The sequence below is a fragment of the Nocardioides sp. P4_G4 genome (genome assembly GCF_056401085.1).
Genome location: NZ_JBFUKA010000028.1, coordinates 14,423 through 35,054, shown reverse-complemented (window position 1 = coordinate 35,054; position 20,632 = coordinate 14,423). Strand labels below are relative to the sequence as shown.

Genomic DNA, 20,632 nt, shown 5'->3' with positions numbered 1-20,632 from the left:
TACGGTCACCGGGTGCCGACTCCCATCGACATACCCCCTGACCAGTTCGTCACCCTCGACGGCGTCCGCTTCCACTACCTGGACTGGGGCGGCGACGGAGATGCCTTGCTGCTGCTGGCAGGACTGGGCTGCACCGGCCACGTGTATGCGGAGCTGGCCCCGCACTTGAGCGACCGGTTCCGGGTGGTCGCGCTCACTCGGCGCGGGCACGGGCTGAGCGACCAGGCCCACAGCGGCCACGCGCTGGCCGACGCCGCCGAGGACGCGCGACGGTTCCTCGACGCCCTGGGGATCCAGCGCGCCCACGTGGCGGGGCACTCGATGGGTGGGGGTGAGGCCTCAGCCCTGGCCGCTCGTCATCCCGGACGCGTCGGCAAGGTCGTCTACCTCGACGGGGCCTACGACTGGGTCGACAGACCCGGACCAGCGGGGTCGGACGAGGCAGCGAGCCCGGACCGGTTCGCCTCCTACGAGGACTATGTCGACTTCGTCCACTCCTTGCTCCCGGACGAGGTCTGGGGTCCCGCCCTGGAGGCGATGCTGCGCACCTCCGTCGACATCCACGCGGACGGGTCGGTGGTGGACAAGCTGCCCGAGGAGGCCTTCGCGCCGTTCGTCGAGGCCTTGAACTCGTTCCGACACCCCTACTCCGACATCACCGCACCGGCGCTGGCCGTGTACGCCGTGGGCGATCAGTGGCATCCGGCCGAGGCGGCGTGGCGGGTCGCCTGTCGCGACCGCTTTGTCGCGGAGACAGCGCACGGTCGCGTCATCGAGATGCGCGCCAGCCACTACGTGTTCCTCGACCGCCGTGACGACGTCCTGGCTGCCGTCCGGGAGTTCCTCACGTAGGTCTCCCCCTGGGGCGGCGGCCGGACTCACTCGTCGGTGCCGTGTCCCCTTCGAGCCGAGCGCTCGCGACTCAGATACCGAACCGGCTTGCCGAGCGACTCCGCGTAGGCGATCTCCCGTCGGGTCGACTCACCCACGTAGCCACCCGGATCCACGACGTACACCTCGTCGGCCATGCGAATCTTCTGGAGGTGCACGCCGCCGAGCCGCCCCTTGAGGTCCGAGCCGTCGGCCGTCCAGTCGTAGTCCGGCAGCTCGGGGAGGGCGAACATTCCGAGGCTGATGACGACGCAACCCTCCATCGTGAGCCGCTGGTTGACCTCCGCGAACTCGGCCTCGAACGTGGTCGAGCCACAGAGCGTGATGACCGTCGCCTCACGCTCGGCCGACTGCGGCGCCTGCTGGTCCTCCATGAGGTTCATGATCGCTGAATGGCAGGACGATGCTGCGCCACCCCCCTGGGCGTCCGCTCATGATGGTGATCCTCGGTGACTGACCTCAGGCAGGATCGACCGTCTTCACCATGACGCAGTTCTTCAGACCCTTCGGCCGGTCGTAGGTGAAGCCGAGCCGCTCGTAGAGGCGACGGGTGCCGTTGTAGAGGAACGACGACGACATCTTCTTGGTCTGGTCGGTCAGGTCGTGGGGATAGCTCTCGACCCGCCCGCCCCCGGCCTGCGCGATCAGATCGAGCGCACCGGTGATGGCCAGCTCGGTCACGCCCAGTCGCCGGTGACGCTTGTCGACGAAGACGCACGTGATCCGGTAGTCGGGATCCGCGGTCTTGGTGGCGTCGTACTCCTTGCGGTGGTGGAGGGTGGGCAGCTCGACCGGGGTGCCGTACTCGGCCCACGCGATGGCCTCGTCGCCGTCCATCACCAGAGCGGCGTGCGCCTTGCCCTCCTCGACGTAGGCCTTCTTCAGCGCCCGGTTGGCCTCAGCCCCCTGGCCGCGCTCGGGCCCGTCGGGGTGGAACCAGATGCACCAGCAACCTCCGAAGATGCCGTTGTGCCGCTGGACCATCGCATCGAAGGCGGGCCAGGTCTCGGGGCTGAGCGGCGCGATGCTGTACGACGACTCGGTGGCCATGCCGTGCACGGTAGAGCAACGGCGCCTCCCGCACCTAGGGTGCTGGTGGTGCAGACGCAGACCCACGACCTGACCTTCACCGACTCCGAGGTCCGCAAGCGGTTCGTGTCCTGGGACCGCGGCGAGGCCGAGCGCGAGTGGGCCTGCCTACGGCTGCTCGCCGAGCACGCGCCGGGTGTCGCACCGCGCCCGCTGCGTCGCGAGACCGTCGACGGCGCCCCAGTGGTCGTCATGGAGCGGCTCCCCGGCGTCCCGCTGGGCGGCGCGCCGCTGACCTCCGCCCAGACCGCCTCCCTGGGCGAGGTGCTGCGCCGCCTGTACGACGTCCCGCTCGCGGCGATCCGTGCGGCCGGGATCGAGGAGCGGTCCTACGGCATCTCCACGCATGCGGCCACCGTGGTGGAGTGGCTGGGCGACACCTACGACCTGGAGGCCTGTCAGGACGCCGTCCTGGTCCGCGAGGGGATCGACCGTGCCCTGGCGTGGCTGCCGATGCCGGACGCCCTGCCGAGGCCCGACGTGCGGGTGCTCGGCATCGCCGACCTCAACCCGGCCAACGTGCTCTGGGACGGCGAGCGGTGCCGGCTCGTGGACTTCGAGGACGGCGGTCTCAGCGACGCGGCGTACGAGCTCGCGGACCACGTCGAGCACCTCGGGAGCCGGCTGACCGGGGTGTACGACGCCGGGGCCCTCGTCGCCGCCGTCGGCCTGGACGCGACGGCGCGCACCCGGATGACGGCCTACCGCCCGCTGTGGGCGGCCTTCTGGCTCGCCATGCTGCTGCCCGGCAACGGCGGCTGGCGGCGCAACCCGCCGGGCAGCACCGAGGCGCAGGCGCGCCACCTGCTGGGGTTGCTGGACCGCTGACTCGTCAGGGCGTCAGCAGGGCGTTCGCGCAGTTCGCGAGCTCGTTCGTGGCGGTGAGCGGGTTGTCGACCACGCCCTGGGTGGTGCACTGGGCCACGGCCTGGACGTAGGTGAGCGTCTGGTCCAGCGGCGGGACGCTGGTCGTCGGGAGGGGCGGCAGGGGCGTGGGGACCGGCACCGGCAGCGAGGTGGACGGCGTCTTCGTCGGGTCCTTGGTGGGCTGCTGCGTCGGCTGCTGGGTCGGCGTCTGGGTCGGCGTCTGGGTGGGCTGCTTGGTCGGCGTCTGGGTGGGTTGCTTGGTCGGCGTGCTGGCGGGCGTGCCCGACTTCACCACCGGGGTGCCCTTCTGGCCGCCCTTCCCGCCCTGGCCGTTGCCCCGCGTCGAGCCCGAGGGACGGGTCGGGGCGGGGGCGAAGACGCCCGACGAGGTGGTGCGGGTGGGCACCGAGAGGAAGTCGCCGTCCATGTAGGCCTGCATGATCGACAGCACCAGGTCGACGTAGTCGTTGGAGTGGTTGTAGCGGTAGACGCTGGCGCGCTGGCCCTGCTCGGCGGAGAGGTCGTCGTCGCCCGAGCACAGGTAGACCGCGGTCGCCAGCGAGGCGTCGTCGATGTCCTGGGGGTTGCGGCGGCCGTCGTTGTCGCCGTCCACACCCACGACCGACCAGGTGGACGGGATGAACTGCATGGGGCCGACGGCGCGGTCGTACCTCGTGTCCGCGTCGTACTGCCCGGCGTCGGTGTCGGTGATCCGCTGGGTCTTGTTGCGGCCGTTGAGCGCGATGCCGTAGATGCCGGGCTGGGCCACTCCGTCGTCACCGAGGACGTTGCCACCGAAGCGGCCGTGGTCGGACTCGACGCGACCGATGGCCGCGATCAGCTGCCAGGGCAGGTTGCAGGACCTGTCCGCGGAGTTGATGACGGCCTCGGCGCGCTGGTAGGCGGCCAGGGCCGCGGACGGGATGCCGCTGGTGGAGGCGGCGTCGACGACCTGCGCCGACCGTCCGCGGGGGACCCCCGGGGCGACGACGCCGGGGACCGAGACGCTGGCCGGGGCCTCGATGGCGCGGGCGGGGACCGTGGTGCCGTCCGGCAGTGCGCCCGACCCGTCGTCGCCGGCGACCGCGGTGCCGAGGCCGGCCCCGGCCATGCTGACCGTCCAGGCAGCGGACAGCACGGCGAGCGGCAGGAGCGCCGTCGCCTTGTGCATGCGGCCGAATGCTGACATCTGCTGATCTCCCCGTGGATGAGCCGGAACGTGGCGGCCGCTGCGGCCGCGTGTGTTCCCAACGAATGTTGTCACAGTGAGTTACGTCGCAACACCCCCGATGTTCGGTGTCCCTGCGCGGAGTCCCCCTCCCGGGGGGCCCCGGCGAATGAGTGTCGGCTTGGGTGCTGGGCGACAATGACGGGGTGACCCAGCCCTTGCATGCTGACTCCCCGGCCACAGCCCCGACCGCCCGCAGCAGCGCGCTCTTCGAGCGGGCCCGTGCCGTGACCCCCGGTGGCGTCAACTCCCCGGTGCGCGCGTTCAACGCGGTCGGCGGCACGCCCCGCTTCATCCGCTCGGCGTCCGGCGCGTGGCTCACCGACGTCGACGGCAACGAGTACGTCGACCTCATCTGCTCGTGGGGGCCGATGCTGCTCGGGCACGCCCACCCCGAGGTGCAGGCGGCCGTCGCCGCCGCGGTCGCGCGCGGGACGTCGTACGGCACGCCCACCGAGCCCGAGGTCGAGCTGGCCGAGGAGATCGTGTCGCGCACGCCCGTCGAGGCGGTGCGGTTCGTCTCCAGCGGCACCGAGGCCACCATGTCCGCCCTCCGGCTGGCGCGCGGCTTCACCGGCCGTGACCTCGTCGTGAAGTTCGCCGGCTGCTACCACGGCCACGTCGACGCGCTGCTCGCCTCCGCCGGCTCCGGCCTGGCCACCCTCGCGGTCCCCGGCACGCCCGGGGTGCCGGCCTCCGCGGCGGGCGAGACCATCGTGCTGCCCTACAACGACCGGGCCGCGGTCGAGCAGGTCTTCGCCGCGCACGGCAAGGAGATCGCGTGCCTCATCACCGAGGCCACCCCCGGCAACATGGGCGTCGTCCCGCCCGAGCCCGGCTTCAACGGCTTCCTGGCGCAGATCTGCCGCCGGCACGGGGCGCTGTTCGTCAGCGACGAGGTGATGACCGGCTTCCGGGCCACCCGCCAGGGCGGCTGGGGCCTCGACGGCGCCGTCGAGGGCTGGACCCCCGACCTGATGACCTTCGGCAAGGTGATGGGCGGCGGCTTCCCGGCCGCGGCCTTCGGCGGCCGGGCCGACGTGATGGGCCGCCTCGCGCCCGACGGTCCCGTCTACCAGGCCGGCACCCTCTCGGGGAACCCCGTCGCCACCACGGCCGGCCTCGCCACCCTGCGGCTCGCCACCGACGAGGTCTACACGCAGCTCGGCGAGACCGCCGCGACCATCGGGTCGGCCGCCGTCGACGCGCTGGTCGGCGCCGGGGTGCCCCACCGCCTGCAGTCGGCCGGCACCATGTTCTCGATCTTCTTCGCCGACGGCGAGGTCCGGGACTTCGCCGACGCCGGCCGCCAGGACACCGCGGCGTACGCCGCGTTCTTCCATGCCATGCTCGACGGTGGTGTCTACCTGCCGCCGTCGGCGTACGAGGCGTGGTTCGTGTCCACCGCCCACGACGACCGCGCCGTGCAGGCCGTCCTGGACGCCCTGCCCGCCGCCGCCCGTGCGGCTGCTGCCGCCGCCACCCCCATCGACCCCGAAGGGAACCGCTCCTGATGGAGACGATCGTCCACCTGCTCCGCCACGGCGAGGTGCACAACCCGCAGGGCGTGCTCTACGGCCGTCGCGACGGGTTCCACCTCTCCGAGCTCGGCAACCGGATGGCCCAGCGCATCGCCGAGACCATCGGCGAGCGCGACATCGTGCACATGGTCTCCTCGCCGCTCGAGCGGGCCCGGGAGACCAGCGCGCCGCTGGCTGCCGTGCGCGGCCTCGAGCCGGTCCTCGACCCCCGCGTCATCGAGTCGGCCAACAAGTTCGAGGGGATCAGCTTCCGCGACGGCGGCATGACCTTCGTCAAGCACCCGGCGCTGCTGCGCCACATGTACAACCCCCTCACGCCGTCGTGGGGCGAGCCGTACGACGAGATCGCGGCGCGGATGATGGCCGCCGTCCACGACGCGCGTGACGCGGCGCGCGGTCACGAGGCCGTCGTGGTCTCCCACCAGCTGCCGATCTGGACCACCCGCCTGCACGCGGAGCGCAAGTCCTACCTCCACCACCCCAAGAAGCGGCAGTGCACCCTGTGCTCGCTCACGTCGCTGCACTTCGACGACGACCGGCTGGTGCGGGTGTCCTACTCCGAGCCCGCGGGGGACCTGATCCCGGTCGCCGACCGGTCGGCCCCGTTCTCGGCCGGTGGGGCGCCCGCGGAGGACCGGCCCTGATCGTGCGCCCTCCCACCTCGCGCCCCAGGGGCGCCCTCGTCTGCCTGCTCGTCTGCCTGCTGCTCGGCACGGTGGCCCTCAGTGGCTGCTCGTCGCTGGAGGGCGCGGGGGACAAGGGCTACGTGACCAGCGACGGCCAGCTCGAGGTCGTGGCGGCCGCCGACCGTGGCGAGCCGATCGAGCTGCAGGGTGAGGACCTCGACGGGAAGCCCGTCTCCCTCGCCGACCTCCGCGGCAGGCCGGTCGTGGTCAACGTCTGGTGGTCGGCCTGCCCGCCGTGCCGCGTCGAGCAGCCCGAGCTCAACGACGCCGCCGCCGAGCTCGACGGCCAGGCCGCCTTCGTCGGGGTCAACATCCGCGACTCCTCGGTCGACCAGGCCCGGGCCTACGTCCGGTCCTTCGAGGTGCCCTACCCCTCGGTCTTCTCCGCGGACGGCAAGGCGTTGGTGCCCTTCTACGGCACGCTGACGGCCTACACCGTCCCCGCGACCGTCGTCCTCGACGCCGAGGGTCGCATCGCCGCCTCGATCCTCGGTCGCCTGCCGTCCGAGCAGACCCTGCTCGACGTGGTCGCCGACACGGCCGCCGAGGGGACGTCGTGACCGGCTGGTTCACCGACCAGGCCGCCTCCGGGTCGCTCGCGCTCGCGATCCCCGTGGCGCTGCTCGCCGGGCTGGTGTCCTTCTTCTCCCCGTGCGTGATCCCGCTCCTGCCGGGCTACCTCTCCTACGCCACCGGGCTGTCCGGTGCCGACCTGGAGAACGCCCGTCGCGGCCGGATGCTCGCCGGGGCGCTGCTCTTCGTCCTCGGGTTCACGGTGGTGTTCGTGGCCATCGGCACGRCGGCCGGCTCGCTCGGCGGCTGGCTCGTCGACTACAAGCGTGAGATCACCGTCGTGCTCGGCCTCGTCACCATCGTGCTGGGCCTGATGTTCGCCGGGTGGCTGCCGGGCCTCCAGCGGGACTGGCGGATCCACCAGGTGCCGGCCGTCGGGCTCGCCGCCGCGCCCCTGCTGGGCTTCCTCTTCGGTCTCGGCTGGAGCCCCTGCATGGGGCCGACGCTGGCGGTGATCACCCAGCTGTCGCTCAACGAGGGCACCGCGTCGCGCGGGGCGCTGCTGTCGGCGATCTATGCGCTGGGCCTCGGGCTGCCCTTCATCCTCGCGGCCCTGGCCTACCGTCGGGCGCTCGCCGTCTTCGGGGTGATCCGTCGCCACCAGGTCTGGGTGATGCGCGCCGGCGGGCTCATGCTCGTGATGGTCGGCGTGCTGCTCGTGACCGGCCTGTGGGACCAGATGATCCAGTGGCTGCAGCTGCGCATGGTCACCTCCTTCGAGACGGCGGTCTGAGGTGAGCACCCACTCGTCCGGCGACGACCGGCAGGCCCAGCCCATGCCCACGGACATGAACGCGCGCGAGCTCGTGCGCTGGTCGTGGCGCCAGCTCACCTCGATGCGCACCGCGCTGGTGCTGCTGCTCCTGCTCGCGCTCGCCGCCATCCCCGGCTCGGTCATCCCGCAGGACGACGTGGACGCCCTCGCCGTCGGACGCTGGAAGGACGCGCACCCCGGCCTGGCGCCGATCTACGCGAAGCTCGGGCTGTTCTCGGTCTACGACTCGCCGTGGTTCTCCGCGATCTACATCCTGCTGATGATCTCGCTGGTCGGCTGCATCCTGCCCCGCTCGGCGGTCTACTGGCGCGCGCTGCGGGCCCGCCCGCCCAAGGCCCCCCGCAACCTGTCCCGCCTGCCGGAGCACGCGTCGTACACCACGGACGACGGCGTCGAGGAGGTCCTGGCCGCAGCGGCCACGGAGCTCGAGCGACGCCGCTACCGCGTCGAGGTGCGCGAGGGCGCGGTCTCGGCCGAGAAGGGCTACCTGCGCGAGGCCGGCAACCTGCTCTTCCACCTCTCGGTGCTGGTGGTGCTCGTCGGGTTCGCGGTCGGCGGGCTGTTCGGCTTCAAGGCCGGCGTGATCGTGACCGTGGGCAACGGCTGGTCCAACAACCCCACGCAGTACGACGAGTTCGTCCCCGGCAGCCTCTTCGGCGCCGACGACCTGGACGGCTTCTCCGTCAACGTGGACGACTTCGACATCACCTGGCTCACCGACGGCCCGGCCAAGGGGCAGGCGCGCAAGTTCGTCTCCCACCTCGACTACACCACCGCCGACGGCGACACCGGCACCTACGACCTGCGCGTCAACCACCCGCTGTCCATCGACCACACCGAGGTGTTCCTCATCGGCCACGGCTACGCGCCGGTCGTCACCATCAAGGACGGCAACGGGGACGTCGCCTACAGCGGGCCGACGATCTTCCTGCCGACGGACCCCACGTTCGAGAGCTTCGGCGTCATCAAGGCGCCGGACGCGCGGCCCGGCCAGCTCGCCCTCGAGGGGACGTTCTACCCGACCTTCGCCCTCGGCGACGGCGCGCCGCGGTCGGTGTTCGGCGACGCGGTCAACCCGCTGATGTCGTTGTTCGTCTACACCGGCGACCTCGGCCTCGACGACGGCGGCAGCCAGTCGGTCTACGTGCTGGACAAGGCGAAGGCCACCCAGCTCATGAAGGACGACGGGCAGCCGCTGCGGCTCGACATGCGCCCCGGGGACACCGTCCAGCTGCCCGACGGGCTCGGCAGCGTGTCCTTCGACGGCATCCAGCGCTGGAACAAGCTGCAGGTCAGCGAGACCCCCGGCAAGCTCGTCGCCCTCGCGGGCGTCGTGATGGCCCTGGTCGGCCTGCTCGGCTCCCTCTTCATCCGGCCCCGCCGCATGTGGGTGCGGGCCCGTGAGGACGGCGACACCACCGTCGTGGACGTCGCCGGCCTCGACCGCTCGAACGGGGGGGACCCCGAGCGGGGCGCCGCCGAGCTCGCGGCGATCATGGACACCCTGCGTGCCGAAACCGGCGATGCAGGCACGACCAAGGAGAACTCGTGACCGACGTATCGTGGGAGACCCTCAGCAACCAGGCGGTCGCGGCCGCCGGGGTCGTCTACTTCCTCGCCCTGCTGGCGCACCTGGTCCAGTGGGCCTCGCTGCGCAAGCTGCCGGCCGACGAGGTGGTCACTCGCGGGCGCACCGCGATGGCCGGACGTCTCGCGGTGCTGCTCACCGGCGTGGCGGTGCTGGTGCACGCCGTGGCGCTCGTCGCCCGCGGCATGGCCGCCGACCCCAACCGGGTGCCGTGGGGCAACATGTACGAGTTCACGCTGGCGGGCACCTTCGTGGTCGCCCTGCTCTACCTCGTGCTGCTACGTCGCTTCGGCCTGGAGTGGATGGGGCCGGTCGTCGTGACCTTCGTGCTGACGCTGATGATGGTCGCCGTCATCTGGCTCTACACGCCGGTCGCGCCCCTCACCGAGGCGCTGTACAGCCCGTGGCTGGTCATCCACGTCGTCTCCGCGGTGATCGCCACCGGCGCCTTCACGCTGGGTGGGATCTGCTCGGTGCTCTACCTGCTGAAGGAGCGCTCGACCAAGGAGCGCGGCTACCTCGCCCGGGTCCCCGACCTGAGGTCGCTGGACCGCATCTCCTACCGGATGCACTCGTTCGGCTTCCCGGTGTGGACGTTCGCGGTGCTCATCACCGGGCCCATCTGGGCGCACCAGGCGTGGTCGTCGTACTGGAACTGGGACCCCAAGGAGGTCTGGGCGTTCATCACCTGGGTCGTCTACGCGGCGTACCTGCACGCGCGGGCCACGGTCGGCTGGAAGGGGCGCAACGCCGCGTACGTCGCGCTGGTGGGCCTCGCGACGCTGTGGTTCAACTTCATCGGCATCAACTTCTTCAGCACGAGCTCACAGCACTCCTACGCTGCGCCCGCGCTCGTCGAGCCGGGGCCGGCACCCGCTGCCGACGGGACGGTTCAGGTCCCGCTGCCGCCGGTGCCGCCGGTGCCCCCGGTGCCGCCGTCCTCCTGACGGCGCTTGCGGTCGAGGTCGCGCAGGAATTCCGGGTCGTCGTCGGGTCCGTGGGGACGCGGCGGGGGCGCCGAGGGGCGTCGCGGTGGGGGGCGCAGGCCCCGCTGCTGGGCCACCCGCACCAGGGCGTAGACGACCAGTGCCAGCAGCACGAGGAAGACCAGGAACTTCACCCCCCCAATGTAGGCGCCCACCGCAACCGCCCTCCGGGAGTCGGCTCCCGGACAGCACCTAGGCTGGTCGCGTGAAGGAGTTCATCGTCTACACCGCTCTGCGCATCCTGCTGTTCATCGGCATGGTCGGCCTCGTCCTCGGCGTCTGGACGCTGCTCGACGGGGACGGTGAGGTCAACCTGCTGTGGCCGGTCGTGATCGCGTTCGCCCTCTCCGGCATCGCGTCGTACTTCGTGCTCAACCGCCAGCGCGACGCGTTCGCCCGCAAGGTGGAGGAGCGGGCCGCCCGCGCCACAGCGGCCTTCGACGAGCGCCGCGCCCGCGAGGACAGCGACTGAGTCAGAAGCTGGTCAGCGAGTACGGCGCGGGGCCGCCGTCCATGAGCCGGCCCAGCCGCGTGACCTGCGCGGGATCGCCGGACAGCCGCCCGGCCGCGGCCAGCGAGTCGACCCGGACGCCGCCGAGGTAGAGCGACGCCAGCGTCTCGGCGCTCACCGTGAGGTCGGCGTCGCGGTCGGCCGGGGCGATCGTCGCCCGGCCGTCCGAGGCGTCGATGCGCCAACCGCCCTCCGCGTGACCGAGGGGGTCGGTGACGCCCAGGACGAACGAGTCGTCGGCGTACCACGGTCGGGCCTCGAGGGCGGTCGCGACGTCGAGCACGCGGACCCACAGGTGGTCGTAGACGCTCCGGACACCGATGACGTCGCTGTTGGCGAGCGCCCAGTAGAGCGGGTCGTCGGGGTGCGCGTTGCGAACCGCGACCCGCGAGGACAGGTCGATGTCGGCCAGGAACCGCCACAGCCCGAGGTGGGCGGAGGTGTCGAGGCTCAGCAGCTCGGCGGTGACCGTGGCGGGCTTGTCGCCCTCGCCCTCGGCGTGCTTGAACAGCACGTAGCCGTCCGGTCGCTCGTCGGCGTCGAGGTGCACCGCCGCGCGGAGCTTGTCATCGGTGCCGCCCGTGGCCGGGTCGTAGCGACCGGTCTGCCAGGCGCGGTAGAAGTGCGGGCGCTCGACCGAGCCGCGCGAGGAGGCGTGGAAGCGGGCGAAGACGTCGCTGGCGATGTCCCACAGGTCGGCCGGCTCCACGAGCTCGGCCCGGCCCGGGTCGACGAAGTCGCGCATCGCGAAGCTCGCCGTCGTGTCGACCTCGATACGGCGGCGGAACGAGGCGGGACCGAAGCCGAAGCGGCCGTAGATCGAGGCCTCGGAGACGGTGAGGGCCGCCACCGGGGCCGAGGTCTGGGCGAGGTCCTCGACCATCATCGTGCGGAGCAGCCCGCGGCGGCGGTGGGCAGGGCTCACGGTCACGTCGCTGATCATGTGGACCGGCACCATCGCGGCCCCGGCGTTCAGGGTCATGTCCCACGAGCTGAAGGTCGCCACCGGGAGGGGCCCGGCCCCGAAGGCGCCCTCCGGGAGCCAGGCGCCGACAATCCGCATCGAGTCCGCGCGGGCGGTCTCCCGCCAGATCTCGCGGGTGCTGTCGGAGGGGCGGCTGTCGTGGAACCCCCGGGACACCGCGCCCATCCACGCGTCGACCGCGGCCTTCGCCTCGTCGCTGTCGTCGTGCGGATCCAGGGTCCGGTGCTCGTACTCCACGGTCCTCACGCTAGTCAGCGCGGCAACCCGATTTCTCTCGGGGTGGTCGGGGACGAACTGGTCGGTCGGGACGTGCCCGGAGCGACCAGATCGTCCCCAACTACCCCCAGCGGGGGCGGCGGGGGCGGTGCCGGGGTCAGGCCGCGAGCAGGGCGTCGACCTGGTTGACGGCCGAGGTGATGCCCTCCTCCATCCCCATGTCGAGCACCTTCTGGAGGTCCTCGACGGAGGGGTACGTCGCCACCATCACCATCCGCGTACCGGTCCCGGTCGCGACGAGGTCGACCGTGCTGCTCCCGACCGGGGCGGACTCCTGCGGCTCGCCGTCGGCGTCCGCGAAGCCGTCGTCGTACGCGAGGCGGGTGGGCTTGTCGACCTCGGTGATGTCCCAGTAGCCCGGGTAGACCTCGCCGTCGGGACCCGTCATGTGGTACTTCACCCGGGCTCCCGGCGTGAGCTCGTGCTCGGTGAAGGTGGCCGGGTGCGAGGGCGGGCCCCACCAGCGCTCGAGCTGGCGCGGGTCCTCCCAGATCTGCCAGACCCGGTCCACCGGGGCGGCGAACTCGGAGGTCACGGTGAGGGTGCGGTGGTCGAGGTCCTTGGCTACGTCGAGCACGGGCATGTCAGCTCTCCTTCGGTGGGGTTGGGGTTGGGGTTGGTGTGGTGTCGGTGCCGGAGCCGTCCAGCAGGTCGTCGATCCGGCCGATGCGTCCGCGCCAGACCTCCTCGAACTCGGCGAGCAGTGCGGTGACGGACCTGACGGCCTCCACCTCGCCGCTCGCGAGCTGCTCGCGTCCGCTGCGTCGCTTGGAGACGAGGCCGGCGCGCTCGAGCACCGCGACGTGCTTCTGCACGGCCGCGAAGCTCATCGGGTAGTGCTGGGCCAGCGCCGAGACGGAGTGCTCGCCGGCCAGGACACGACGCAGGATGTCGCGCCGGGTGCGGTCGGCCAGGGCATGGAAGAAGGCGTCCGCCCGGTCCTCCGCGTCACTGGTCACGGAACCAACGTACAACCATCTAGTTGTACGTTGTCAAGGGTGAAGTGCCAGGAAGCGCCCGGTCAGGTGAGAAGGAGGGGGACGGCGACCAGCACCGACCACAGCAGCTGTCCGACCCCGGTCTGCTGGAGCACCGGGACGAGCGCGGGCCCGACGGCGCCGCCGAGGACGGTGCGCACGGGCGGGGCCATCCGCAGCAGGAACCCGAGGCCGACCAGGGCCCACCAGGTGGTGGCGGCGGCCACCGCGACGACCGCCAGCGCGGCGGCCAGCACGAGCAGGGCGTAGAGCCCGCGGGTGCGCTCGGCGCCGAGCTTGACCGCGAGGGTGCGCTTGCCGGCCTCGACGTCGGTGGGGATGTCGCGCAGGTTGTTGGCCACCAGGATCGCGCAGGCCAGCGCGCCGACACCGACGGCGGCGTACAGGGCGGCCCACTCGAAGGTCTCGGTCTGGACGTACGTCGTCCCGATCACCGCCACCAGCCCGAAGAACACGAAGACCATCACCTCGCCGAGCCCGAGGTAGCCGTAGGGCCGCGAGCCGCCGGTGTAGAACCACGCGGCGAGCACGCAGACGAGGCCGACGGCGACGAGCCACCACGCGGTGGTCGCGGCCAGGACGAGACCGGCCACGGCGGCGACCCCGAACGCCGCGAAGGCGGCCGCCTTGACCGAGCCGGGGGAGGCCACGCCGGAGCCGACGAGGCGCATCGGGCCGACCCGGTCGGCGTCGGTGCCGCGGATGCCGTCGGAGTAGTCGTTGGCGTAGTTGACGCCCACCTGCAGCGCAAGTGAGACCACGAGGGCCAGCAGGGCCTTCCACCAGACCGCGCCGTCGACGTACGCCGCGACCCCGGTGCCTGAGAGCACGGGGGCGACGGCAGCGGGCAGGGTGCGGGGGCGGGCTCCGGCGAGCCAGTCAGACGGTGATGCCACCGGAGGATTCAAGCACCCGGGCTGACGGCCCCGGAGGGCGAGCCCGGCAGCCCGGGGCTGGCGGGCTGCTCGAGCGTCGGGGGGCCCACGGGCGGCGCGCCGTCGCCGTCCTGGTCGTGCTCGTCCTCGCTCGCGGCGGCGTCGGCCAGCACGTCGGCCGGGACGTTCTTCTCCAGGAACCGCCGGGCCATGGTCGTGGACGGGTGCAGCGCTGCGGCAGCGGCCGTGATGATGCCGCCGATGATCATCCAGCCGGTGGCGCCCCAGTTCATCGCGAGGAACGTGAAGAGGGCGGGTGCCCAGACCCGGCCCAGCGTGCCGCCGAGCTCGGCGGCGCCCTGGTACTCACCGCGGCGGCGGGGGTCCATCAGCTCGGCCTCGAAGGTCCAGCTCGCCGCCGAGAGGAAGAGCTCGGCACCGGTCAGGGTGATGTGCCCCATGAAGAACAAGGTGATGGTCACCCAGCCGATCGACTCGTGGGTCGACAGCGTGATGACGCACGAGATCACGAAGAAGACGGTCGAGATGCGGATGGCCCGCAGCGCCGTACGGGTGTCCTTGATCCCGCGGGCCGCGGCCATCGGCAAGAAGATGCACATCACCGTGTTGGTGCCGAACAGGAACGCCAGCACCACCCACGGGGCGTCGGTCTTCTCCACGAGCCACAGCGGGATGACGAGGTTGAGGATCACCTGGTTGGTCCACAGGACCCCCGTGAAGACCGTGACGGCCAGCCAGCCCACGTTGCGCATCGGTCCGGGGCCGGGGATCTTGACCTTGCGCTCGTCGGCGGTCTTGAGGTCGTGCGGGGCCTTCGGCAGGCGCGTGGCGATGTTGTAGGCGTTGAACATGAAGACGGCGGCGGTGAACCACGGGACCGCGGTCAGCAGGGTGATCGACTCGAAGGCCAGCGCGATGCCGCCCACGAGCGAGCCCAGGGTGAAGCCGGCGTTGAGCGCCGAGTACATGTAGGCGCGTGACTTGACCCGCTCGCCCGGGGGCAGGACGTCGATCGTGTAGGCCCCGTGCGCGGTGCCGCCGAGGGCGCCGATGACGTCCATCACGACGGCCATGGCGATGTACTGCGCGAAGTTGTCGATGAAGGGCCACACGGCGAACATCGAGGCCTGTCCCACCGAGCTGATCGCCCAGCAGCGCTTCGGACCGATGCGGTCGACGAGCAGGCCCATCGGGTAGGCGGCGATGAAGCCGGCGACGCCGGCGATGGTGAGGCCGAGGCCGACCTGGGCGGCCGTCAGGCCGACGATCTGGGTGAAGAAGACGGCCGACCCAGCCATGAACGTGCCCTCGCCGAGGGCGAAGAGCAGCGACTGGGTCGCCAGCCGACCGGCCAGCGGCGACGGAGGCGTCGCCTGGTGCTTGACCGTCGTCAGGATGTTCATCGGGTGGCTGTGGTCCTCTCCGAGACCCCTCGATCGGAGGGGGACGTGCTGCACGTGGTGGTGGTCGCGAGCGGCGACCCGGCAGTGTGACCGATACCGGTGGCTGGGTGGTACTCGGCGCGCTGGGTGGCCCTTGGCGTTCATTCTCACCCCGGGACTAGCGTGCGTCTCGTGAATTTCTTGAGGCCGGTGCGGGGAGAGCCCTCAGAGGTGGTCGCCGCGCTGCGCGACTGGCTGGCCGTGATGGCCGAGCCGACGCCGCTCGTGGTGGAGACCTCGGGCTCCACCGGCGCCCCCAAGCGGGTGGAGATCGCCCGCCACGCGGTCCTCGCCTCGGTGCATGCGTCCGCCCGACGGCTGGGCGCGAGCGGCCAGTGGCTGCTGGCGCTGCCGGCGGCGTACGTCGCCGGCGTGCAGGTCATCTGCCGGTCCCTGGTCGCCGGCCACGAGCCCGTCCTCGTCGATGGCTCCTTCGCGGACGCCCTGGTCGCGATGCCGCACCACCGCGACGTGCCTGTCTTCACCTCGCTCGTCCCCACCCAGCTCCACCGGCTGCTCGACGACGAGCGCGAGGTCGAAGCGCTGCGCGCCCTGCACACGATCCTGCTCGGCGGCGGCCCCATCGACCCGTCCCTGCGCCGGCGGGCCGAGGAGGCCGGTCTGCACCTCGTCGCGACGTACGGCGCCAGCGAGACCGCCGGCGGCTGCGTCTACGACGGCCACCCGCTCGACGGGGTCGCGGTCGCGATCGGCACCGACGGGCGGATCCGGATCGGGGGCCCGACGCTCTTCGAGGGCTACGTGGGCGACCCGGAGCTCACCGCGAGCACCCTCGTCGACGGGTGGTACCTCACCGCCGACGCCGGGCGCCTCGGTGAGGACGGCCGGCTTCAGGTGCTCGGGCGCCTCGACGACGTCGTCGTCAGCGGCGGGGTCAACGTGCCCCTGCCCGCCGTCGCCCGGCGGCTGCGCGAGCACCCCGCGGTCGAGGTCGCCGAGGTGCTGGGCGTCGAGGACGCGGAGTGGGGACACCGGGTGGTCGCCTTCCTGGTCGGTGACGACGTCGGCGCCGTCGAGCTCGAGGAGGTCCGCGACTGGGTCGGCGAGGCCCACCCGCGCTCCTGGGCGCCGCGGCAGGTGGTCGCGCTCGAGGCGCTGCCGCTGCTCGACAACGGCAAGGTCGACCGCCGGGCGCTCGTCACCCGGGCGGGCGAGGGTCAGTGATGAGGGTCTTCAGCATCCCGCTGCGGACGCGCTTCCGCGGGATCACGGTCCGCGAGGGCGTGCTGCTCGAGGGTCCGGCCGGGTGGGGGGAGTGGAGCCCGTTCACGGAGTACGACGCCCCGACCTCGCGGCCGTGGCTGCGTGCCGCCGAGGAGGCCGCGGCCGGCGACTGGCCCGCCCCGTTGCGCGACGCCGTGCCCGTCAACGTCACGGTGCCCGCCTGCAGCCCCGAGCGGGCGCACCGGATCGTGACCGCCGGTGGGTGCACCACCGCCAAGGTCAAGGTCGCCGAGGTCGGGCAGACCCTCGGCGACGACGAGGCCCGGCTGGAGGCGGTGCGCGACGCGCTCGGCCCCGGCGGGATCATCCGCATCGATGCCAACGGCGGCTGGGACGTCGACGGGGCCGTGGGCGCCATCCGGCTCCTGGAGCGCGCCGCCGGCGGCCTGGAGTACGTCGAGCAGCCCTGCGCGAGCGTCGAGGAGCTGGCCGCCGTACGCCGAGCGGTCGACGTGGCCATCGCCGCCGACGAGTCCATCCGCCGGGCCGAGGACCCCTACCGGGTGCGGGACCTGGAGGCCGCCGACATCGCGGTGCTCAAGGTGCAGCCGCTGGGCGGGGTGCACGCCTGCCTGCGCATCGCCGAGGACATCGGGCTGCCCGTCGTGGTCTCCAGCGCGGTCGAGTCGAGCGTCGGCATCGCCGCCGGGGTGGCGCTGGCGGCCTCCCTGCCGGAGCTGCCGCACGCCTGCGGGCTCGCCACCGTGCAGCTGCTCACCGACGACGTGGCGACCGAGCCGTTGCTGCCTGTCGGCGGGATGCTGCCCGTGCGCACCCCGGTGGTGGACCCGGACGCCCTGGACAGGCTGGCCGCGGACCCCGATCGGACCGCCTGGTGGGAGCGGCGGCTGGCGACGGTGCGGCAGGATCGGTCCTCGTGAACCCCTCCACCGGCCCGTCGACCCGCCTGGCTCGAGAGGTCGTCTCCGCGCTGATGACGGCCGGTGTGCGGGAGGTCGTGCTCTGCCCGGGGTCGCGCAACGCGCCGCTGTCCTTCGCCGTCCACGACGCCGCCCGCGCCGGGCTGCTGCGGCTGCACACCCGCATCGACGAGCGGGCCGCCGCCTTCCTGGCCCTGGGGCTGAGCAAGGTCGGCTCCCGGGCCGCGGTCGTGTGCACGAGCGGTACGGCGGTCGGCAACCTGGTGCCCGCCGTGATGGAGGCCGCGCACGCCGGGATCGACCTCGTCGTGGTGACCGCCGACCGGCCTGCGCGGATGCGCGGCACCAGCGCCAACCAGTCCACCGACCAGGTCGGGGTCTTCGGCACCTTCGCCCCCACGACCGTCCTCCAGCCGGGCGAGGGCGCCGCCGTCGCAGCCGTCGAGGTCCCGGCCCCCGGAGGGCCGGTGCACCTCAACGTCCACCTCGACGAGCCGCTCCTGCCCGAGGAGCCCTGGGCCGACGCCGCCGCCGATGCGTGGGAGAGGACGTGGCGCGACGAGCACGTGGAGGCAGTCGAGCTCCCTGCGGGCCCCCGCACCGTCGTGGTGGCCGGCGACGACGCGGGCCCACCGGCCCGGGTGCTGGCCGAGGCCGCGGGGTGGCCGCTGCTGGCCGAGCCGACCAGCGGCGCGCGCACGGGTGACCACGCCATCCGGACCTACCGCCTGCTGCTGGGCAGCGAGCTGGGCGACCGCATCGAGCGGGTGGTGGTCGCGGGCCACCCCACGCTGTCCCGGCCGGTCACCCGGCTGCTCGGTCGCGAGGACGTCGAGGTCGTGTCCCTGCGCTCACGCGGCCTCTGGTCGCAGCGCCCGTTCCCGGTCCGCCTGGAGGCCGACCGGTTCCGGGCGGACCCGGGCGACCCGTCCTGGCTGGAGGAGTGGCGCGAGGCGGACCGGTCGGTGGGACGCCAGCTGGACCGGCTGCTGGCCACCGAGCCCGAYCTCACGCCGTACGAGGTGGCCGGGGCCGTCAGCCGGGCACTGCCGGCCGGCGGGCTGCTCCACGTGGGCGCCTCGAGCCCGATCCGGGACCTGGACCTGATGGTCGCGCGCTACGCGGTGGGCGATCGCCGCAAGGTCATCGCCAACCGCGGCCTGGCCGGCATCGACGGGACCGTGTCGACGGCGATCGGCGCCGCCCTGGGCCGTCCGCGCAGCACCCGCGCGCTGGCCCTGATGGGCGACGTGACCTTCCTGCACGACGCCACCGGCCTGGTCCTCGGGCCCCGCGAGGAGCGGCCCGACCTCACGATCGTGGTCGTCAACGACAACGGCGGCTCCATCTTCAGCATGCTCGAGCAGGGGGCCGACGAGCACTCCGAGGCGTTCGAGACGCTCTTCGGCACGCCGCACGGCGTCGACCTGGCCAGCCTGTGCGCCGCGTCCCGCACCCCGCACCTGCGGGTCGCCAGCCTCCCGGAGCTCGAGCAGGCACTCGCCTCGCCCAACGGGGGCGTCGAGGTGGTCGAGGCCGTCGTCCGGCGCGACAACCGACGCGCCCTCGACGCCAGGATCAGGACGCTCCGGCCGGAACCTCGCTGAAGGTCGTCCCCACCAGGGTGGGCCGGCCCCGGTCGGGCAGGTGCACGAGCCCGACGGCGAGCTCGTCGACGACCAGGACGCCGCCCCGTCCGGCACGCAGCCGGCCGTACGGCGGGTTCCACCGCACCGCGAGGTCGGGGCGTCCGCGCAGCCGGGTGACGACGCGCAGCGCCACCACCGCCAGGCTGCCGTCCGCGGCCGAGACCACCCGGACCGGCGCGTCCACGGCGCTCGCCCGGACCTCCCAGTCCCGGAAGATCGCCCGCGAGCCCAGGTCGGCCATGGCCCGCCGCCAGGCGCGAGAGGCCTCGTCGACCACCAGCCCGTCCTCGTCGCCGTCGGTGAGGAAGGCGCGCCAGGCGTCGCGCGCGTCGGTCGCGGCGTCGCGTGCGCGCCCGGTCGGCAGCGTGGTGGGACGGCCGGGCTCCGGGAGGTCGCCGGTGACGTCGGCCCGTGCCTCCACCAGCCACGGGGAGGTCACCGACTCACGGACCAGCACGTGCACCTCCGGGTCACCGCCGGGCGTCCGGGCCGCGACCATGGCCCACATCGGGTAGGCGTCGAACCGGGCGGCGTAGACCCGCAGGCCGGTGTGGTCCGCCGGGCGCCCCGGCCCCAGCCGCATCACCCGGCGTGCCGCCGTCTCGTAGCGGTCGACCGCCAGCGCCAGCCCCCGGTCGGCGGCGCGCCACGGGCCGTAGCGGTAGCCGGGCGGACCGGCGGCCCGCAGCGCCCGCGCCCGCCGCCCGTCGTACGACGCGTAGAGCGCCGGCAGCTCGGCCGCGGTGAGCGACACCTTGGTGCGGGACAGGGTGGCGGTCGCCTCGGTGGACCGCTCGGGGAGCTGGCAGCCCCCGGCCAGGAGGACGACGACGACCGAGAGGGCGGTGGCGCGGCTGCGGCGTCCGGCCCTGCGCGCCCCGGCGTGGCGGGCGGGTGCGGCCGCGGGACGGGGGGTGCCCGACGGTCGGGACCGGCGGGACCGACGGGGACGCAGCAGCTCCACGGCCACCACCAGGAGCAGCAGCCCGACGCCCGCGACACCCAGCGCGGCGACGTACGCCCCCTCGACGGTGATCCCGAAGGAGACCGACGTGGGGCCCACGCCGCCGAGCGGGGCGATGACCCACTGCGCGGCGGAGGCGGTCCGGTCGAGGGCGAGCTCCTGGGCACCGGCGCCGCGCATCGACCGGGTCCAGAAGTCGGCGTCCTCGGGGTGCTCGCGTCGGCCGGAGCCGACCTCGTCCGACACGACGCCCTCGCGGGTGACGCCCTCGAGGCGCACGCGGGGGGAGTGGCCGACGAAGTCCGCCACGTCGACCGGGTGCGCGGTCCCGATGAAGACCCCGTCCGGGGCCTGGGCCCGCAGGGTCACCGTGACGCCGTCCCAGGCCAGCAGGTCCGGCGCCGTGAGGACGGGGCGGCCGTCCGCACCGAGGGCAGCAGGCCGGGTGAAGACGGTGTCGTCGGAGCCGACGTACGCCGCGGCTCCCGCCCCGGCGAGCAGGAGAGCGAGCCCGATCAGGGCCACCACGATCCTCCCGAGTCGACGCACGCCGGAATCATC

The 20,632-nt window shown here is 73.0% G+C and carries 22 protein-coding genes; 12 read left to right on the top strand and 10 right to left on the bottom strand.

The annotated features are described in order from the left end of the window. Window positions 1-12 precede the first annotated feature (12 nt). A complete protein-coding gene (locus tag AC1DQF_RS08615) occupies window positions 13-852 on the top strand; it encodes an alpha/beta fold hydrolase (protein ID WP_477524804.1) in 840 nt (279 codons plus the stop codon). Between the two features lie 26 nt (window positions 853-878). Here AC1DQF_RS08615 and AC1DQF_RS08610 read toward each other — a convergent pair whose 3' ends face one another. Together AC1DQF_RS08610 and AC1DQF_RS08605 are read right to left on the bottom strand one after the other, a co-directional pair. After that, entirely contained in the window at window positions 879-1,274 is a 396-nt protein-coding gene (locus tag AC1DQF_RS08610) for a hypothetical protein (protein ID WP_477524803.1), read from the bottom strand. Between the two features lie 76 nt (window positions 1,275-1,350). Further along, entirely contained in the window at window positions 1,351-1,941 is a 591-nt protein-coding gene (locus AC1DQF_RS08605; RefSeq protein ID WP_477524802.1) for a GNAT family N-acetyltransferase, read from the bottom strand. Window positions 1,942-1,989: 48 nt separating this feature from the next. Between AC1DQF_RS08605 and AC1DQF_RS08600 the strand changes: the two genes are divergently transcribed. Continuing rightward, window positions 1,990-2,808 (top strand): aminoglycoside phosphotransferase family protein, encoded by an 819-nt coding sequence (locus AC1DQF_RS08600; protein WP_477524801.1) that lies wholly within the window; start codon window positions 1,990-1,992, stop codon window positions 2,806-2,808. Between the two features lie 4 nt (window positions 2,809-2,812). Here AC1DQF_RS08600 and AC1DQF_RS08595 read toward each other — a convergent pair whose 3' ends face one another. Further along, the gene (locus tag AC1DQF_RS08595; protein WP_477524800.1) at window positions 2,813-4,018 is read right to left on the bottom strand and encodes a lytic transglycosylase domain-containing protein; all 1,206 of its coding nucleotides are present in this window, start codon (window positions 4,016-4,018) and stop codon (window positions 2,813-2,815) included. Between the two features lie 203 nt (window positions 4,019-4,221). On the opposite strand from AC1DQF_RS08595, the gene hemL reads away from it, so the two are divergent. Genes hemL through ccsB form a run of 6 tightly spaced genes read left to right on the top strand, consistent with a single transcriptional unit; the run spans window position 4,222 to window position 10,185 of the window. Then, window positions 4,222-5,589, top strand: a complete 1,368-nt coding sequence (hemL, locus tag AC1DQF_RS08590) for a glutamate-1-semialdehyde 2,1-aminomutase (RefSeq protein WP_477524799.1) — start codon at window positions 4,222-4,224, stop codon at window positions 5,587-5,589. Continuing rightward, a complete protein-coding gene (locus tag AC1DQF_RS08585) occupies window positions 5,589-6,260 on the top strand; it encodes a histidine phosphatase family protein (protein ID WP_477524798.1) in 672 nt (223 codons plus the stop codon). The genes hemL and AC1DQF_RS08585 overlap by 1 nt, the downstream gene beginning before the upstream one ends. 2 nt (window positions 6,261-6,262) lie before the next feature. Continuing rightward, window positions 6,263-6,862, top strand: a complete 600-nt coding sequence (locus AC1DQF_RS08580) for a TlpA disulfide reductase family protein (RefSeq protein ID WP_477524797.1) — start codon at window positions 6,263-6,265, stop codon at window positions 6,860-6,862. Continuing rightward, window positions 6,859-7,608, top strand: coding sequence for a cytochrome c biogenesis CcdA family protein (locus AC1DQF_RS08575; protein ID WP_477524796.1), 750 nt, complete (start codon window positions 6,859-6,861; stop codon window positions 7,606-7,608). The genes AC1DQF_RS08580 and AC1DQF_RS08575 overlap by 4 nt, the downstream gene beginning before the upstream one ends. 1 nt (window position 7,609) lies before the next feature. Then, on the top strand, window positions 7,610-9,202 hold the full coding sequence (gene resB / locus AC1DQF_RS08570; protein WP_477524795.1) for a cytochrome c biogenesis protein ResB: 1,593 nt from the start codon (window positions 7,610-7,612) through the stop codon (window positions 9,200-9,202). After that, the gene (ccsB, locus tag AC1DQF_RS08565) at window positions 9,199-10,185 is read left to right on the top strand and encodes a c-type cytochrome biogenesis protein CcsB (protein WP_477524794.1); all 987 of its coding nucleotides are present in this window, start codon (window positions 9,199-9,201) and stop codon (window positions 10,183-10,185) included. The genes resB and ccsB overlap by 4 nt, the downstream gene beginning before the upstream one ends. Here ccsB and AC1DQF_RS08560 read toward each other — a convergent pair. Next, window positions 10,131-10,358 (bottom strand): hypothetical protein, encoded by a 228-nt coding sequence (locus AC1DQF_RS08560; protein ID WP_477524793.1) that lies wholly within the window; start codon window positions 10,356-10,358, stop codon window positions 10,131-10,133. The genes ccsB and AC1DQF_RS08560 overlap by 55 nt on opposite strands. A gap of 71 nt (window positions 10,359-10,429) precedes the next feature. Here AC1DQF_RS08560 and AC1DQF_RS08555 point away from each other — a divergent pair, with 71 nt between their 5' ends. Then, window positions 10,430-10,696: a DUF4229 domain-containing protein gene (locus AC1DQF_RS08555; RefSeq protein WP_477524792.1), complete on the top strand. Its 267-nt coding sequence runs from the start codon at window positions 10,430-10,432 to the stop codon at window positions 10,694-10,696. Window position 10,697: 1 nt separating this feature from the next. Here the strand turns inward: AC1DQF_RS08555 and AC1DQF_RS08550 are convergent, their stop codons facing one another. The 5 genes from AC1DQF_RS08550 to AC1DQF_RS08530 form a co-directional block, all read right to left on the bottom strand. Then, window positions 10,698-11,957, bottom strand: coding sequence for a GNAT family N-acetyltransferase (locus tag AC1DQF_RS08550; RefSeq protein ID WP_477524791.1), 1,260 nt, complete (start codon window positions 11,955-11,957; stop codon window positions 10,698-10,700). A 136-nt stretch (window positions 11,958-12,093) separates the two neighbouring features. Then, window positions 12,094-12,579 carry an SRPBCC family protein gene (locus tag AC1DQF_RS08545; protein WP_477524790.1) on the bottom strand — a complete coding sequence of 162 codons (486 nt, stop codon included), beginning with the start codon at window positions 12,577-12,579 and terminating at the stop codon, window positions 12,094-12,096. A gap of 1 nt (window position 12,580) precedes the next feature. Then, a complete protein-coding gene (locus AC1DQF_RS08540) occupies window positions 12,581-12,955 on the bottom strand; it encodes an ArsR/SmtB family transcription factor (RefSeq protein ID WP_477524789.1) in 375 nt (124 codons plus the stop codon). Window positions 12,956-13,017: 62 nt separating this feature from the next. Continuing rightward, window positions 13,018-13,890 carry a 1,4-dihydroxy-2-naphthoate polyprenyltransferase gene (locus AC1DQF_RS08535; RefSeq protein WP_477524788.1) on the bottom strand — a complete coding sequence of 291 codons (873 nt, stop codon included), beginning with the start codon at window positions 13,888-13,890 and terminating at the stop codon, window positions 13,018-13,020. Between the two features lie 8 nt (window positions 13,891-13,898). Then, the gene (locus AC1DQF_RS08530) at window positions 13,899-15,293 is read right to left on the bottom strand and encodes an MFS transporter (protein WP_477524787.1); all 1,395 of its coding nucleotides are present in this window, start codon (window positions 15,291-15,293) and stop codon (window positions 13,899-13,901) included. 171 nt (window positions 15,294-15,464) lie between these two features. Between AC1DQF_RS08530 and AC1DQF_RS08525 the strand changes: the two genes are divergently transcribed. The 3 genes from AC1DQF_RS08525 to menD are packed head-to-tail and all read left to right on the top strand — an operon-like array spanning window position 15,465 to window position 19,065. Continuing rightward, window positions 15,465-16,517, top strand: coding sequence for an AMP-binding protein (locus AC1DQF_RS08525; protein WP_477524786.1), 1,053 nt, complete (start codon window positions 15,465-15,467; stop codon window positions 16,515-16,517). After that, complete coding sequence (locus AC1DQF_RS08520; protein ID WP_477524785.1) at window positions 16,517-17,458, top strand: o-succinylbenzoate synthase; 942 nt, start codon at window positions 16,517-16,519, stop codon at window positions 17,456-17,458. Before AC1DQF_RS08525 ends, AC1DQF_RS08520 begins: the two co-directional genes overlap by 1 nt. A gap of 53 nt (window positions 17,459-17,511) precedes the next feature. Continuing rightward, window positions 17,512-19,065, top strand: a complete 1,554-nt coding sequence (menD, locus tag AC1DQF_RS08515; protein ID WP_477524813.1) for a 2-succinyl-5-enolpyruvyl-6-hydroxy-3-cyclohexene-1-carboxylic-acid synthase — start codon at window positions 17,512-17,514, stop codon at window positions 19,063-19,065. Here the strand turns inward: menD and AC1DQF_RS08510 are convergent. After that, the gene (locus AC1DQF_RS08510; protein ID WP_477524784.1) at window positions 19,037-20,620 is read right to left on the bottom strand and encodes a hypothetical protein; all 1,584 of its coding nucleotides are present in this window, start codon (window positions 20,618-20,620) and stop codon (window positions 19,037-19,039) included. The genes menD and AC1DQF_RS08510 overlap by 29 nt on opposite strands. Window positions 20,621-20,632: the final 12 nt, after the last annotated feature.

Coding starts and splice junctions, on each gene's coding strand:
- AC1DQF_RS08520 (WP_477524785.1), top strand. CDS start 16,517: ATGAGGGTCTTCAGCATCCCGCTGCGGACGCGCTTCCGCGGGATCACG.
- AC1DQF_RS08545 (WP_477524790.1), bottom strand. CDS start 12,579: ATGCCCGTGCTCGACGTAGCCAAGGACCTCGACCACCGCACCCTCACC.
- AC1DQF_RS08610 (WP_477524803.1), bottom strand. CDS start 1,274: ATGAACCTCATGGAGGACCAGCAGGCGCCGCAGTCGGCCGAGCGTGAG.
- AC1DQF_RS08585 (WP_477524798.1), top strand. CDS start 5,589: ATGGAGACGATCGTCCACCTGCTCCGCCACGGCGAGGTGCACAACCCG.
- AC1DQF_RS08605 (WP_477524802.1), bottom strand. CDS start 1,941: ATGGCCACCGAGTCGTCGTACAGCATCGCGCCGCTCAGCCCCGAGACC.
- AC1DQF_RS08595 (WP_477524800.1), bottom strand. CDS start 4,018: ATGCACAAGGCGACGGCGCTCCTGCCGCTCGCCGTGCTGTCCGCTGCC.
- AC1DQF_RS08530 (WP_477524787.1), bottom strand. CDS start 15,293: ATGAACATCCTGACGACGGTCAAGCACCAGGCGACGCCTCCGTCGCCG.